Raw genomic sequence first — 14,379 nt, 5'->3', positions numbered from 1 at the left:
CTGTTTTCCTCGTGACAAATCGGCATACTTCCCCTTAGCCTGTATCGCAGGCTCTTTGGACTTTCGCTCACATGGAGAATAACAGTGATTCATAACAGCCTGTTCAACCCACGCTTCGGCCGCGGACTCGCGCCAGCGCTGGTTTCAACCCTGACCGAGTTGCGCCGATGCGACCTGCCCGAACTGGCGCTGGGCCATCACCCGATCGACGGCGATAACATCTTTATGGACGTGATGACGCTGACCACCGTGCCGGCGGCGGAAAAGCGCGCCGAAATGCATCAGGAGTACATCGCGCTGCATCTGCTGATCAGCGGCGAAGAACGCATCGAATACGGCCTGGCGGGCGACTGGCATCGCGAACATCCGCATGCAGAAAATAGCGACCTGCTGCTGCTGGACATCAAACGCCACCCGCAAACGCTGCACATGACGCACGGTATGTTCGCGATCTTTTTCCAGATGGAACCGCATAAGACCGGCTGCCTGTGGCAGCAGCCGCAGCACGTCAAGAAAGCGGTGGTGAGGATCCATCACCGCCTGCTGCTGTGAGCCTGCGGCAGCGTCCGTAGAAAATCGGCGGCCTGGCGGGGAGAGCGCAAGCGCACGAAACGGCGCCCTGCATCGGTACGGGCCATCTCCGCCAGGTATTTTCGCCGGTTCTTCGAGTAAGTGCGGATCGTCCACAGCACGATCGACTCGCGGCTAAAGAAAGAACGGCGGAAACTTTCCCGATTGCCGGTGCCCGGCCACAGCTCGCTTTTGCTGGCCGCGCGTCGGCACGCGCGCCGCACGGCTTGCCACAACGTGCGGCAGAAACCGTAGTCCAGCCACAGGATATAATCGACCTCGCGCCACTTGATCGGTTGCGTGCGGCTGTAGTTGCCGTCCAGCACCCAGCCTCCTCCCGCTTCGGCCAGCGTCTGCTCAAGCCGCGCCAGGAACGCACCATCGGGCGTCCCCTGCCACTCGGGCCGCCAATAGAGTCTGTCCATCTCGATATAGGGAACGTCAAGACGTTCCGCCAGTTGACGCGCCAGGGTGCTTTTACCGCTGCCGCTGGTGCCGACGACGTTAATTTTCATTATTCGCCTATAAAGAGAGAGGATAATTACCCTACTGTAGCGGCATCAATTACCGCTATCAATATGAATGGATGAGAAATTAACACCACGATAACAAAGCGGATATTTAGCCGAAACCCGCAGGCGAAAAAATAAAATAACCAAGGTAAATTTTCACAGCCATAAATAATAAATCAGTGAATGATAAATAATTATATTTTTCATGTTGTTGCATTAAATAAAAATTCAACCAGACCAATTATTCGTAGGCTAACCCTATTTGTGCAATAGCCATTTTCGTCCGGCAAAAATAAACAGCCCTGCTATAATTGTTCCCGTAACGAAATAGGACAACGACTAATCAAGAGGATATCTGATATGAGTACCGCTAAACTGGTGAAAACGAAATCTTCTGATCTGCTGTATACCCGTAACGATCTGGACGAAAAAATCAAACTGGCCGCCATCAAGGCGCTGAACCATCAGGTCGTGCAATTCATCGATCTCTCGTTGATCACCAAACAGGCGCACTGGAACATGCGTGGCGCGAACTTTATCGCGGTTCATGAAATGCTGGACGGCTTCCGCACCGCCATCATCGAGCACCAGGACACCTTCGCCGAGCGCGTGGTGCAGCTGGGCGGCGTGGCGCTGGGCACCGTACAGGTGGTGAACGATCGCACGCCGCTGAAAAGCTATCCAACCAATATCCACAGCGTGCAAGAACACCTGAAAGCGCTGGCCGATCGCTACGGCGCGGTGGCGAATGACATCCGCAAAGCCATTACCGAAGTGGAAGACGAAGACACCGCCGACATGTTCACCGCCGCCTCGCGCGATCTGGACAAGTTCCTGTGGTTCATCGAATCCAATATCGAATAACGCCGCAACGCGTTGCAGACCGCCCGTCGTGCCGGGCAGAACAGGCTGGGCTTCGCCCGGCCTGTTTTCTTTTGCGCGGTCGTTGAATTGTGCAAAAAACGGCCCATATTAAACGGTAGGTTTCCCTTATCAGGAGGTGATGATGGCCAGCGGCTGGGCGGCGGACGGCGCCGTACAAGATCAAATTGATTCTACCGTCGACGATGCGGTGCAGCGCGCGCGTGATGCGCTCGGGCATGGCGAGAGCGAACGCTATTGCCAGGAATGCGGAGAACCGATCCCCGAGGCGCGCCGCAAGGCGCTGAAGGGGGTGCGTTATTGCCTCGCCTGCCAGACCGAACAAGACAAAAAACACGCGGCCACCAGCCTGTACAACCGGCGCGGCAGCAAAGACAGCCAGTTGCGTTAGCATTATCTGCTCCCCTTTTTCTCCTCTCGCGGCCCCCGCTTGCACCGTCGGTGCATCATGAAAGTTAGAGTTAGTTATCAATATTGAAGCAAAAACGTTAAAGAACGGTTGTTTCACAGCCAAAATTTGGTTAATGATAGCCCCGTGCACCAAGATAATTCTTACGCACCATTTCGGTGCCTCATTGTGGTGCACAACCATAACAATTCGCCTTTCCGGCACAACATCACGAAGTAACTCTTTGTTTTTATAGTGGTTGAAAACATGGCACGATTTTTTCATGGCACCAACTGCAATATAAAAAATGGGTAATCCGCAACCTGTACAGGAATTCCTCTCATGAAGTCGATTTTTAAAGTCTCCCTGGCCGCACTCTCCCTGGCCTTTGCCGTAAGTTCCCACGCAGCAGACAAACTGGTGGTCGCCACCGACACCGCTTTCGTTCCTTTTGAGTTCAAGCAAGGCGACAAATACGTCGGCTTCGACATCGACCTGTGGGCCGCCGTCGCCAAAGAGCTGAAGCTGGACTACACCCTGAAACCGATGGACTTCGGCGGCATCATTCCGGCGCTGCAGACCAAAAACGTCGATCTGGCGCTGGCCGGCATCACCATCACCGATGAGCGCAAGAAAGCCATCGACTTCTCAGACGGTTACTACAAAAGCGGCCTGCTGGTGATGGTCAACGCTGACAACAACAGCGTGAAAAGCATCGACGATCTGAACGGCAAAGTGGTGGCGGTGAAGAGCGGCACCGGCTCGGTGGATTACGCCAAGCAGCACATCAAAACCAAGGATCTGCGTCAGTTCCCGAACATTGACAACGCCTATATGGAACTGGGTACCAAGCGCGCCGACGCGGTGCTGCACGACACGCCAAACATCCTATACTTCATTAAGACGGCTGGCGCCGGCAAGTTCAAAACCGTCGGCGATTCGCTGGAAGCGCAGCAGTATGGCATCGCCTTCCCTAAAGGCAGCGATGCGCTGCGCGAGAAGGTGAACGGCGCGCTGAAAACCCTGCGTGAGAACGGCACCTATAACGAAATCTACAAGAAGTGGTTCGGCACCGAACCTAAGTAAGCTGTGAATTTGGCACGCTATTAACTTAAGCACAGGGGGCGCTTAACCCCCTGCGCTTCGTTGTATCTGATACCCACGTTTGGGATCACCGGGAGAAATATCATGCAGTTCGACTGGAGCGCCATCTGGCCCGCCATTCCTATCTTGTTAGAGGGCGCCAAAATGACCCTGTGGATTTCGGTCCTCGGTCTGATTGGCGGCCTGATCATCGGCCTCGTCGCCGGCTTTGCCCGCACCTACGGCGGTTGGATCGCCAACCACATCGCGTTGGTGTTTATCGAAGTGATCCGCGGCACGCCGATCGTGGTGCAGGTGATGTTCATCTACTTCGCCCTGCCGATGGCGTTCACCGATTTGCGCATCGATCCGTTCACCGCGGCGGTGGTGACCATCATGATCAACTCCGGCGCCTACATCGCGGAAATCACCCGCGGCGCGGTGCTGTCTATCCATAACGGTTTCCGCGAGGCCGGCCTGGCGCTCGGCCTGTCGCGCCGCGAAACCATCCGCTACGTCATTATGCCGCTGGCGCTGCGCCGCATGCTGCCGCCGCTGGGCAACCAGTGGATCATCAGCATCAAAGACACCTCGCTGTTCATCGTGATCGGCGTGGCGGAGCTGACCCGTCAGGGTCAGGAAATTATTGCCGGTAACTTCCGCGCGCTGGAAATCTGGAGCGCCGTGGCGGTTATCTATCTGATTATTACCCTGGTGCTGAGCTTCGTGCTGCGTCGTCTGGAAAGAAGGATGAAAATCCTGTGATTGAATTTAAAAACGTCTCCAAGCATTTTGGCCAAACCCAGGTGCTGCACAACATCGATTTGAAGATCGACAAAGGCGAAGTGGTGGTGATCATCGGGCCGTCCGGCTCCGGCAAATCCACCCTGCTACGCTGCATCAACAAGCTGGAAGAAGTCACCAGCGGCGATCTGATCGTCGACGGCCTGAAAGCCAACGATCCGAAAGTGGACGATCGGTTGATCCGCCAGGAAGCCGGCATGGTGTTCCAGCAGTTCTATCTGTTCCCGCACCTGACGGCGCTGGAAAACGTCGCCTTCGGCCCGATCCGCGTACGCGGCGCGAAGAAGTCCGATGCGGAAAAGCTGGCGCGCGAGCTGCTGGCCAAGGTCGGTCTGGCGGAGCGCGCCCACCATTACCCGTCTGAACTGTCGGGCGGCCAGCAGCAGCGCGTGGCGATTGCCCGCGCGCTGGCGGTGAAGCCGAAAATGATGCTGTTCGACGAGCCGACCTCCGCGCTCGATCCGGAGCTGCGCCACGAAGTGCTGAAGGTCATGCAGGATCTGGCCGAAGAAGGGATGACAATGGTCATCGTCACTCATGAAGTCGGCTTTGCCGAAAAAGTGGCGTCGCGCCTGATCTTTATCGACAAGGGCCGGATTGCCGAAGACGGCAACCCGCACGATCTGATCAATCATCCGCCAAGCCCGCGTCTGCAGGAGTTCCTGCAGCACGTGTCCTGATCCAGGCGGTTTAACGGCGGGCGCGCCACGCGCCCGCCGCTTTCATTCCGCACGCTCTCCCACGCCCCGTCGCGCCACCTTTCCTACTATATTGATTGTTTTTCATCGTATTGCTTTTATATCCGCCGATCACAGAACGCCAAAGAGAGGAACCATGCCGCCAAACGCATACTCCCGACGAGGTTCTCATCTGCGAGAACACCTGCTTTTCCTGCTGCTGTTGCTGGCCCTGAACGTCTTCGCACCACCGGCGCTGGCGCAAAATGCGCCGCCCGCGCCCGCCGACAAGAGTGAGCAGCAGAAAGCCGCCTACGCCGCGCTGGCCGATCTGCTGCAAGACGACCAAGCGCGCGCGGAACTCATCAACCACCTGAAACAGACCGCCGGCGACGCCCCCGCCGCCGCGCCGGCAACGCCGGAAGAATCGACGCCCGCTACGCTGAGCGACAGCCTGAACTCGCTGGCGCAGGAAGGCATCGGCACCTTTAACCAAAAGCTCGGCGCGCTGCAAAAGCTGATCGACTCCGGCCCGAAGCGCGTTTTCAATCCCGCCGGCTTTTTCCGCGCGCTGGCTACTTTCTGCTGACGGTGGCGGTTACCTTTGCGCTGTTCCACCTGATCCGGCGCCTGATCGCGCCGCTGTACAAACGCATGGGCAGTTGGGGACACAATGCGCGGCTACAGCGCGGCCCGTGGTATAAACGCCCCGCCGCTATTCTCAGCGCTTTCGCCATCGATCTGCTGGTGCTGCTGCTGGCGCTGGCGGCAGGCAACCTGTTCGCCCGCCACGTCCACGCCGACAGCGCCACCATTCTGCGGCTGCAGACCCTGTTTCTCAGCGCCTTCGCGGTGATTGAATTTTTCAAGGCGGTGCTACGGCTGATTTTCGCCCCCAACTTCGACTATCTGCGCCCCTTCCCCTTCAGCGACCGGAGCGCGCACTACTGGAACACGCGCCTCGCCTGGCTCAGCGGCCTGATCGGCTACGGCCTGATGGTGGTGGTGCCAGTGGTGGCGGTACAAATAAGCTACCCGGCCGCCGCCACCGTCAACCTGGTGGTGATGCTGGCGCTGACGCTGTACGCCATTTGGCTGATCCTGCACAACCGCAAGCCGATACAGCAACAGATCAACCTGCTGGCCGAACGGTCGATGGCGTTTTTCAGCGTGATCCTGCGCGGCCTGGGGCATATCTGGCATCTGCTGGCGATCGCCTATTTTCTGGTGTTGTTCGTGCTGTCCCAGTTCGACATCGGCAACAGCCTGCGCTTTATGATGAGCGCCACGGTGAAAAGCCTGTTGGTGGTCGGCGTCGGCGCGCTGCTGTCCGGCATGCTGACCCGCTGGATTTTCCGCCGCATTTCACTGCCGACCGACGTCAATCTGCGCTACCCGATGCTCGAGCGGCGCATCAACTCCTACATCCCGAATGGGCTGAAGATACTGCGGGTGATGGTGGTGCTGGCGGTGACGCTGTTCCTGCTCGATGCCTGGCACCTGATCAACCTGTACCAGTGGGCGGGCAGCGAAAATGGCCAGCGGACGCTCGGCGGGCTGGTGCATATTCTGCTGATCCTGTTGATCGCCGTGTTCAGCTGGACGCTGATGGCCAGCATCATCGAGCACCGCCTGGCGCTGGAGCTGAGCAACGGCGTGCGGCCGAGCGCGCGCGAACGCACGCTGCTGACGCTGTTTCGCAACGTGTTGGCTATCGTTATCAGCACCATCACCGTGATGATCGTGCTGTCCCAGGTGGGATTGAACATCGCGCCGCTGCTGGCGGGCGCCGGCGCGCTGGGGCTGGCCATCAGCTTCGGCGCCCAGACGCTGGTGAAAGACGTGATCACCGGCGTGTTCATCCAGTTTGAAAACGGCATGAACACCGGTGAATACGTGACCGTCAGCGGCATCACCGGCACGGTGGAGCGCATGACCATCCGCTCGATCGGCCTGCGCGACGACTACGGCGTCTATCACATCGTGCCGTACTCTTCGATCACCACGCTGGCCAACTATGCGCGTGAGTTCGGGGTGTACCGCGCCAACTATACCGTCAGCCGCGACGAGGACATCGATCGGGTCAATGCGGTGCTGCATCAAGCCATCGAGGCGCTGAAGCAGGATGAACAGGTGAAGCATTTCCTGATTGGCGAGCCGGTCTTCAACGGCGTGGTGGCGCTGGGCGATCGCTCGTTCACCACCCGCGTGACGGTGCGCACGCAGGCGCTGAAACAGTGGGTGGTGCAATACGCCCTCGACCGGCTGGTGAAAATCCATTTCGATCGGGCCGGCATCGGCATGCCGCAGCAGGCGATGCAGATTTCCCGCGCGCCGCAGCCGCATGACGAGCAGGCGCCGCCCGCGGCGATCTGAGGTTAGCGCCCGCGCCCGCAGGGCTGAGCGGCCAGGAAGGCCGCCACGTCCTGCCGGTAGGCGTCGTATTGCACCGAACGCGGGGCAAACAGGCCCACCACGTTGGTCAGCCACGGATGGCGCGCGAACAGCGGCTTGACCATCACGTGATCGGCTTCGTCGATGCGCGTCACCGTCAGCAGCGAGGCCGGGATCGTTTGCCGGTAAACGCGCTCGGTTTCGTCCGCGTCCACGTTGACGTCGCGCCCGCCCAGGATCAGGTGCACCGGCGTGGTGAAATGCCGCAATCCCGCCGTCGCGTCGCTGGCCATGTTAGCGCGGATAAAGCGCCAGCGGTCGGCGCTCAATGCGGCGGCGGCGCCATACTCGCGGCGGTACTCCGCGTAGCCGTCCGATTGTTCGAGCAGCGTTTGGATATGGCGCCAATGCGCCTCGCGCGCCTGGATCTGCGCTTCATCATCCCCCGCCGCCGCCATCGCCGCCCGGGTGTTATAGCGCCCCTGTCGCAGCCAGTTGATCGCCGGCGCCACCGCCAGCGTAAACGCGATGTCGGGGCGCAAACGCGCCACCTCCGGCATCACCCACCCCGCCTGGCTGGTGCCCCACAGCCCCACGCAGCGCGCATCGAAGCGCCCGTCCCGCCGGACCCAGTCGATGATATCGACGGTTTCCCGCGCGCGATCCGCCATGGTCTGATGCAGCCAGTTGCCGCCGGAGCCGCCAACGCCCGGCTTATCGAAGGCTAAAACCGCATAGCCCTGCTGCGCCATCGCCTCCCAAATGCCGTAATAGCCTTCGTCGCGGCTGGCGTTGGCCGGCCCATCGCCGTGCACGAACACCACGACGCCGGGCTTGACCGGCGCATGCTCCGGCAGCACCAGCGTGCCGGTCAACCGATTGCCGCCGGCGGTCACCGCGACCGGTTCGGTGACAAAGCGAAAGTCGTTGACGTAAATCACCCAGCCAAGCGCCGCCAAAACCAGCGCCACGAGGCACAGCCCTATTTTGCGCACGTCGCCTCCCCGTTGCGTTTCTCCATCAATATCCAATCGGCCTGGCCGAACAGCAGCCCCAGCAAGGCGTAATGCTCTTCGCGACGCACCTGAAAGCCGCAGCGCCGGTACAGACGCTGCGCATTCACGTTGCGCCGGCTGACATGCAGGCTCAGACGTCGGCCTGCGCCTTGTTCGGCGGCGTAGCCGTTCATCCACTGCAGCAGCAGCCTGCCCACCCCTTTGCCGCGCTGATTCTCCGCCACCGCCAGGTAAGAGAGATACAGCTCATCGGCCGCCGGGGCATGCTGCAACACCGCCATTTGCAGATACATGCGCCAAACGTTCAGCCAGCCATAGCGGCGACACAGCCGCCAAATCGGCAATCCGCGCGGGCGCAACCCGCCGTCGCCCTCTGCCTCGGCCGCATGGAGGGCAAAGGCCGCCACCACCTGTTCATCCTGCTTCACCACGAAGCTGCGCTCCCGGCTGCCGCTTTGCCGCCAACACCACAGCCGATAGAACAGACGCCACTGAAGGCGGGCGCTCAGACGGCGCGCGCGCTGGAATTTGTCGCAGAACGCGGCGTAGATCAACGCCGCCGTTTGCAGCCGGTCAGCGTCGCGATAAGGCTCAATGTGCAACATATCAACCTCGACTAGGGATGCCGGTAGAGCAGTTGTTCCAACAGCCGCACCGGCGTGGTCCCTTCCGGCGCAGGCGACGCAAAGATCGCCTGCCGCCAGGCCTGGCTTTCGATCACGTCCAGCACCAGCTGCGCGAGCGGCAAGGGCGCTATCGCCGGCGCGATCTCGCCGATTTGCTGAGCCTCGGCGATCGTCGTCGCCAGCGCCTCAATCAACTGCCGCTGGTTGGCGCTGAACGGTTCGGCCAATGCCGGGTTACGCGCCACTTCAGCCACAATCTCCGCCGTCAGTTGCACATTGTCCGGTTCGGCGACAAAAGCGTGATAGGCGGTGAAAAAGGCCGACAGCGCCTCTTTCGGCCGCTTTTTCTCGGCCCGCAATGCGGCGGCGAACTCGGCGAATACGCCGTTTTCCAGCAGCGCGATCTCGCCGATCAGCGCCTCCTTGCCGGAAAAATGGTTATAGAGGTTGCCCACGCTGACGCCCGCCGCCTGGGCGATATCCCGCATGCTGGTCTGGTGAAATCCCTTATGGGTAAAGCTGTGCAGCGCAGCGTCGACAATCTTTTCTCGGTTTCCCATCGGCAGCTCCCGAAACGGTGAAGGGGGCGCCTGGCGCCATAAATTGACATGAACGAACGTTCGTTCATGTCAAGTCTAGCATAGACCGGTAAAATTGAACCGCAGCTCAACGGCGCAGAGATCGGTGGGAAGAGACAAACGCCGCCCCGCTTTCAGGGGCGGCGCCCGGCAGACTCAGTGCAACGCGTCGCCTTGTTTCACCGACGTAAACGCCTGCATCAGCTTCACGACGTCATGCATGCCGATATTGACCTGGTTGATCACTTCTCCGGCATCGTGGGTCAATGCCACACCGCCGCCGGCCTGTTCCACGCAGGTCGCCATGCCGGCGATCGCCGCCGCCACGCCTTGCTGGATAGACTTGGTCATGCGTTCGATCTCGGTCGCCGCCTTGCGCGACTGCTCCGCCAGCGTGCGCACTTCATTGGCCACCACCGCAAAACCGCGCCCGTGCTCACCGGCGTGAGCGGCTTCGATGGAGGCGTTAATCGCCAGCAGGTTGGTTTGGGCGGCGATTTTACGAATGGCTTCGACGATGGTGCCGATCTGCTGAGAGCACTTGCCGAGCTCGGTGACCACGCCCGACGTTTCGCGCGCCGCCGCTTCGACCTGCTGCATGCCTTTCACCGCCTGCTGCACGATGACCGCGCCCTGCGCCGCCTGCCGGTCGGTATCCAGCGACAGATGATGCGCGTTGCGCACCATCTCTTCTTCGTGCTGCTGCTGTTGCATTAGCCGGGTGATGTCCTGGGCAATCTTCACCACTTTCACCACCTGGCCTTCATTGTCGAGGATCGGGTTGTAACTGGCCTCCAGCCATACCCGTTCGCCGCGCCGGTTGACGCGCTCAAAACGCCCGGTGATGAACTCGCCGCGCGCCAGGCGCTGCCAATGCCGCCGATAATCGTCGGAAGCGGCGAACGCCGGCGGGCACAGCACCGCATGCGACTGCCCGCATGCCTCTTCCAGACGATAGCCCATCAGCGCCAGCATATTGTCGTTGGCGCTGACAATGGTGCCCTGCGGCGTGAAAGCGATCATCGCCATCGATCGATTCAGCGCCGCCAGCAGGCTGCGGTGTTCCTGCGCCTGGGTCACTCGCTCGGTCACTTCGCTGGCGATCTTGACGATTTCCACCACCTTACCCTGTTTATTCAGCACCGGCGCGTAGGTGCCCTGCAGCCACACCGCCTCGCCGTTTTTCGCGATGCGCTTTATCGTGTCCGTGATGGGCTGCCCCTTATTCAGCGTCTCCCAATGCTTGCGATATAACGGGCTGGCGACATAGTTCGGATCGCAGAAAATACGGTGATGCCGGCCAATCACGTCATCGCGTTGAAATCCCAGCGTGTTGAGGAAGAGATCGTTGACGCGCAAGACCGTGCCGTCGGGCGAGAATACGATCATGGGAACGGCGTGTTCTATCGCGCCCAGTTCGGCGCCTTTGTGGGTAGTTAACTGACTGAATCGTAACAGCATAAGGTGTAGTCCTTGTGGCAGATGATGGCGCTTTTCTTATTTTGTCTGGCCACATGCCGCGCCCACACGCAGACGTGCCATCGCGGAAGGAACGGGCAGTGCCGAACCTTCTGGTTATTGCTATTAACCGGATTAAATTTATTTATTCAGTAAAGTAATTATTCGAATTTAAATAAACCAACAACCTAAGATTTTTATTATTAAATGCGTAATGAGAATAACGTAAGTAATGAAAATTGAAAGGTAAAATGCGGATTTTTATCGGCGCCGGCAGGATAACCGGCGCCGTTGAGCTAACACATCGCCTCTTACGCGACCAGCGGCTCCGGCTCAGTCACCGTGCCGTTGAGCATGATTTCCGGCACATAGCGCAGTTCATTGAGCAAACTTTGATGGTCCTGCCCCAAGAGCAGGATGACGCTGTCCGCCGCATCCAGACGGTGGTCATCATTGTTATCGACAATGAGGTAACTGCTGTTTTGCTCGCCGAGAACGCTGCTGACCCCGACCTTGGCGCTCAACGCGCCAGGCTGACCGAGATCGAGCAACGCGGCCAACAGCTGGCTGGCGCTGCCGCCCTGCTCGGCCGTCAGGGCGCTGATTCTCGCCTCCATGCCTTGCGCATCGCTGACCCCATAATCCGCCAGCTTAGCGCCGGCGCCATGGGCAATCCGCAGGCCCGAAAGCACATCGTCGATGCTGCCCTGCGTCAGCGAAAAGTCTTTTAACGTCACGCCTGACGCCGCCGTGCTGCTCTGCAGCGTCACGTGGCTTTTCCCTGCGCCGGCGACGATCGTCGTGTCTCCCTGCACGTCAAATTGATCGCTGCCTCCTCCGCCTTTGACCAACAGCTGTTCGCCCTGTAGCCCAAGATCTTCCAGCAGCGGCGCCAATTTGGCCTGCGCGCCACCACTTAACGGCAGCAAGTCCAACATTTGAATGATCGTGCCGTCACCGCTGCCGCCATGAGAGGACGTCAGGGTGAACCCATTACCGGCGAAGGCCGAAGCGTCAACCTGGCGGACCTGAGTGTACCCCTCCGTTAGCGTCAGGTTGAAATTCGCGCCGCCGGACAACGTAATGTCTTGCACCTGATCATTTTGCCCCGTCAGCGTCAAGGCGCCATTTCCCCAGCCGCCGGTGTTAATGGCAACCAATGTCAATGGATTTTCATCGCCATGCGAGTCAAGCGCCAACGAGCCGGCATTACCGCGCCCGGAGAACAACAGATCGAAACGATCGGTGGCATTCTCAAGGAAGGCTATCTCCAGCCGGCTGTCCGCATGATCGCCGATACCGCTGATTTCAAGGCGCGCCGCATCGGCATTGGCGTTGATCACCTTGACGTTATCCGCCCGGCCGGACAACAACAATCCCTCACGGCCAAGCGCCTGCGCCGCCCGGCTCTGCACGACCGTCCCACCGTCCGTTCCCTCTACGGTGGCGTTGCCGCTCAGCACCCCGTAGTCAAACACATGAGCACTCGTCGCCAGCGCTTTCGTGCTGTAACCGTTCCAACCGATTTGCGTCAGCGTAGCTTCCGCCTGGCCGATGTAACCCGCCATATCTATCTGTTCGAAATGACTGAAATTGGCGGCATTGCTGCTCACCGTACTGATGCGCACGCCAAAGAGATCGAGCGTCGAGGTCATTTTGACGATCAGGTTGGCGGACAAAATATCGTGCCCGTCACCGCCATCGGCGCTGAATATCCATCCCACATGATTGGCGCCGCCATCGGCATTGCCTCCCCATAGCAGGCTGTCATTGCCGTTGTTCAGATAAAAGTGCCCTTGGGCGGCGGCGAGATCGGCCTGCGAAGTGAGCTGCACCCGATCGTCGCCATAGGTGCCATGCACTGTCACATTGGCATTGTTTACCGTTATGTCCACCCCATACCGAGCCGCAGGGTTATTGTGCAGCCAGATATCCGCCGCAGCGTCGCCATTGACGATCAGGTAAGAAAGCTGCGAGGCATAGCTCAGGTCAACCGTGACGTCCGTGTCAGCATCCAGGAACACCCTGAAAAGCACGGCGGTTTCCGCATTGCTCAGCGTATGGTGAGCATGCGTATTCACCGTACCCGACGCGTTGCCGCCGCCCTCGCTGGTGGCGAGAGACGCGGTCGTTTTATACGCCAGGCTGGCGCCGACATCGCGCGCGAACATCCACTGTTCATACTGAACATCACCTGTCGGCGGCGCATTGATCAGATCGGCGATCACCGCCTGCGTGACCAGGGCCTTGTCGCCGCCCAACGTCCGGTAGTGGTCCAACTGCTGTTCATTCGCCGCCCGGCCATGCACCGCCTGATAGACGTGCTGAATAAAGTCGTCCCCCTGTAAACCACCGATCTGCGCCTGAAATTCCGGCGTCGCCAGAAGGGCCGTGACCAATTCGGCATAGCTCAAGGTGCCGGAGGCCAGCGTCTTGCTCCAATTGTCCAGCGAGACGCTGTCCACCGCCCGCTCGGGCAATGCACGGAACAGCGCCGCTATCTGCTCCAGATACTCGGTCGCCGGCAGTTCGCCCGGCGAATATTCCTGGCCCGCCGCATTGAAATGCTGTTGAGCCGCCGCATCTTCCGGCGCCACCACCCCGCGCAACTGCGCGATCATATCCACCAGCAGATCGCCGCGCGTCGCGCCTTCCGCCAGCCGTTGCTGGTAAGCGGCCAGTTCAGTTGCCGTCGGTGGCCGTTCGAATCCCTGAGCGAACAGATGCAAAATGAAGTCATGATCGGAAAGATCGTTAAGCGGCAGGGTGGCAATCTTGCTCTGCGCCAACGCAGCCAGATCGCCCCCCTGATTGAGCAGCTTGCCGTCATGCGCAATTTCATCGGTCTGCCAGGGCGCTCGCAGCAGATAAAACATCGCCTGCGCGTCGCCGCTTCCGCCGGCGGCATCGGCGGCCGTGCCGGGATACAAACCTTCTGCAATGCGCTGATCGAGCGCATCACGCTGCGCCAGCATCACCGGATCGTCCCCCAGATAGTTAAAGAGGTCGATGACGACGCTGGCGACAGCGCTGTTGAAATGCCCCTGTTGCAGTAAGGCATTGATGTAATCCGGATCGGGAGCGCTATTGTAAACGGAGAAATAAACCTGGCTGAGAATGTCGTATTCGCTTTGGCCGCTCATCCAACCAGCATCGGGTTGGCTCATTAGAATACTGGCCATATAGGCGGGCGGCTGGCTGCCGATATCAAATGCGCTGTCGTAGTAATCGATTTCCGCCGCCGTCGGCAAACGCCCGAAAATGCCGATGATTAAGGCGCCGATCTCTTGTTGCGTAGCTAAAGGAATCATAATAAATCCCGTCAGTGTAATGGACTAAGTTCGCGGCATGGCTGTGCCGCGGCCTGTCTCCTACCTCGCGAAGAGAGACA

General features: G+C 59.6%; 14 protein-coding genes. 8 read left to right on the top strand and 6 right to left on the bottom strand.

Features of this window, described 5'->3' with window-relative positions; translation table 11 throughout:
- Window positions 1–84 precede the first annotated feature (84 nt).
- Window positions 85–552 (top strand): N-acetylneuraminate anomerase, encoded by a 468-nt coding sequence (gene nanQ / locus ACJ8PL_RS03085; RefSeq protein ID WP_016928512.1) that lies wholly within the window; start codon window positions 85–87, stop codon window positions 550–552.
- On the opposite strand, the gene ACJ8PL_RS03080 is transcribed toward nanQ, so the two are convergent.
- Entirely contained in the window at window positions 534–1,085 is a 552-nt protein-coding gene (locus tag ACJ8PL_RS03080) for a shikimate kinase (RefSeq protein WP_016928513.1), read from the bottom strand. The genes nanQ and ACJ8PL_RS03080 overlap by 19 nt on opposite strands.
- A 357-nt stretch (window positions 1,086–1,442) precedes the next feature.
- On the opposite strand from ACJ8PL_RS03080, the gene dps reads away from it, so the two are divergent.
- From dps to ybiO, 7 genes are all read left to right on the top strand, one after another.
- On the top strand, window positions 1,443–1,946 hold the full coding sequence (gene dps / locus ACJ8PL_RS03075) for a DNA starvation/stationary phase protection protein Dps (RefSeq protein ID WP_016928514.1): 504 nt from the start codon (window positions 1,443–1,445) through the stop codon (window positions 1,944–1,946).
- Window positions 1,947–2,088: 142 nt separating this feature from the next.
- On the top strand, window positions 2,089–2,355 hold the full coding sequence (locus ACJ8PL_RS03070) for a DksA/TraR family C4-type zinc finger protein (protein ID WP_016928515.1): 267 nt from the start codon (window positions 2,089–2,091) through the stop codon (window positions 2,353–2,355).
- Between the two features lie 339 nt (window positions 2,356–2,694).
- Entirely contained in the window at window positions 2,695–3,438 is a 744-nt protein-coding gene (gene glnH, locus ACJ8PL_RS03065; protein WP_019454486.1) for a glutamine ABC transporter substrate-binding protein GlnH, read from the top strand.
- A 102-nt stretch (window positions 3,439–3,540) separates the two neighbouring features.
- Window positions 3,541–4,200, top strand: a complete 660-nt coding sequence (glnP, locus tag ACJ8PL_RS03060) for a glutamine ABC transporter permease GlnP (RefSeq protein ID WP_004939229.1) — start codon at window positions 3,541–3,543, stop codon at window positions 4,198–4,200.
- Window positions 4,197–4,919, top strand: a complete 723-nt coding sequence (gene glnQ, locus ACJ8PL_RS03055; protein WP_004939230.1) for a glutamine ABC transporter ATP-binding protein GlnQ — start codon at window positions 4,197–4,199, stop codon at window positions 4,917–4,919. Before glnP ends, glnQ begins: the two co-directional genes overlap by 4 nt.
- A gap of 154 nt (window positions 4,920–5,073) precedes the next feature.
- The gene (locus ACJ8PL_RS03050) at window positions 5,074–5,505 is read left to right on the top strand and encodes a hypothetical protein (RefSeq protein ID WP_442530808.1); all 432 of its coding nucleotides are present in this window, start codon (window positions 5,074–5,076) and stop codon (window positions 5,503–5,505) included.
- Between the two features lie 2 nt (window positions 5,506–5,507).
- Window positions 5,508–7,292, top strand: a complete 1,785-nt coding sequence (gene ybiO, locus ACJ8PL_RS03045) for a mechanosensitive channel protein (RefSeq protein ID WP_442530806.1) — start codon at window positions 5,508–5,510, stop codon at window positions 7,290–7,292.
- Window positions 7,293–7,294: 2 nt separating this feature from the next.
- Here ybiO and ACJ8PL_RS03040 read toward each other — a convergent pair whose 3' ends face one another.
- The 5 genes from ACJ8PL_RS03040 to ACJ8PL_RS03020 form a co-directional block, all read right to left on the bottom strand.
- Entirely contained in the window at window positions 7,295–8,305 is a 1,011-nt protein-coding gene (locus ACJ8PL_RS03040; RefSeq protein ID WP_016928518.1) for an alpha/beta hydrolase family protein, read from the bottom strand.
- Complete coding sequence (locus ACJ8PL_RS03035; protein WP_442530805.1) at window positions 8,293–8,931, bottom strand: GNAT family N-acetyltransferase; 639 nt, start codon at window positions 8,929–8,931, stop codon at window positions 8,293–8,295. Before ACJ8PL_RS03035 ends, ACJ8PL_RS03040 begins: the two co-directional genes overlap by 13 nt.
- An 11-nt stretch (window positions 8,932–8,942) precedes the next feature.
- Window positions 8,943–9,512, bottom strand: a complete 570-nt coding sequence (locus tag ACJ8PL_RS03030; protein ID WP_049299523.1) for a TetR/AcrR family transcriptional regulator — start codon at window positions 9,510–9,512, stop codon at window positions 8,943–8,945.
- Between the two features lie 174 nt (window positions 9,513–9,686).
- Window positions 9,687–10,991: a methyl-accepting chemotaxis protein gene (locus tag ACJ8PL_RS03025; RefSeq protein ID WP_048794719.1), complete on the bottom strand. Its 1,305-nt coding sequence runs from the start codon at window positions 10,989–10,991 to the stop codon at window positions 9,687–9,689.
- 308 nt (window positions 10,992–11,299) lie between these two features.
- Window positions 11,300–14,299, bottom strand: a complete 3,000-nt coding sequence (locus ACJ8PL_RS03020; RefSeq protein WP_442530804.1) for a DUF4214 domain-containing protein — start codon at window positions 14,297–14,299, stop codon at window positions 11,300–11,302.
- Window positions 14,300–14,379 lie beyond the last annotated feature (80 nt).

It is taken from the genome of Serratia sp. CY83965 (assembly GCF_052166375.1).
In the GTDB taxonomy this organism is placed as follows: domain Bacteria; phylum Pseudomonadota; class Gammaproteobacteria; order Enterobacterales; family Enterobacteriaceae; genus Serratia; species Serratia marcescens.
Note: the sequence above shows the minus strand (reverse complement) of the source record. Positions and strands in the feature narration are given on the sequence as shown.

Bases quoted from the DNA above. Each gene is read 5' to 3' on its own strand.
- ACJ8PL_RS03070 (WP_016928515.1), top strand. From the start codon at position 2,089: ATGGCCAGCGGCTGGGCGGCGGACGGCGCCGTACAAGATCAAATTGAT.
- ACJ8PL_RS03025 (WP_048794719.1), bottom strand. From the start codon at position 10,991: ATGCTGTTACGATTCAGTCAGTTAACTACCCACAAAGGCGCCGAACTG.
- ACJ8PL_RS03080 (WP_016928513.1), bottom strand. From the start codon at position 1,085: ATGAAAATTAACGTCGTCGGCACCAGCGGCAGCGGTAAAAGCACCCTG.
- ACJ8PL_RS03020 (WP_442530804.1), bottom strand. From the start codon at position 14,299: ATGATTCCTTTAGCTACGCAACAAGAGATCGGCGCCTTAATCATCGGC.
- ACJ8PL_RS03050 (WP_442530808.1), top strand. From the start codon at position 5,074: ATGCCGCCAAACGCATACTCCCGACGAGGTTCTCATCTGCGAGAACAC.
- ACJ8PL_RS03035 (WP_442530805.1), bottom strand. From the start codon at position 8,931: ATGTTGCACATTGAGCCTTATCGCGACGCTGACCGGCTGCAAACGGCG.
- glnH (WP_019454486.1), top strand. From the start codon at position 2,695: ATGAAGTCGATTTTTAAAGTCTCCCTGGCCGCACTCTCCCTGGCCTTT.
- dps (WP_016928514.1), top strand. From the start codon at position 1,443: ATGAGTACCGCTAAACTGGTGAAAACGAAATCTTCTGATCTGCTGTAT.
- glnP (WP_004939229.1), top strand. From the start codon at position 3,541: ATGCAGTTCGACTGGAGCGCCATCTGGCCCGCCATTCCTATCTTGTTA.
- ACJ8PL_RS03030 (WP_049299523.1), bottom strand. From the start codon at position 9,512: ATGGGAAACCGAGAAAAGATTGTCGACGCTGCGCTGCACAGCTTTACC.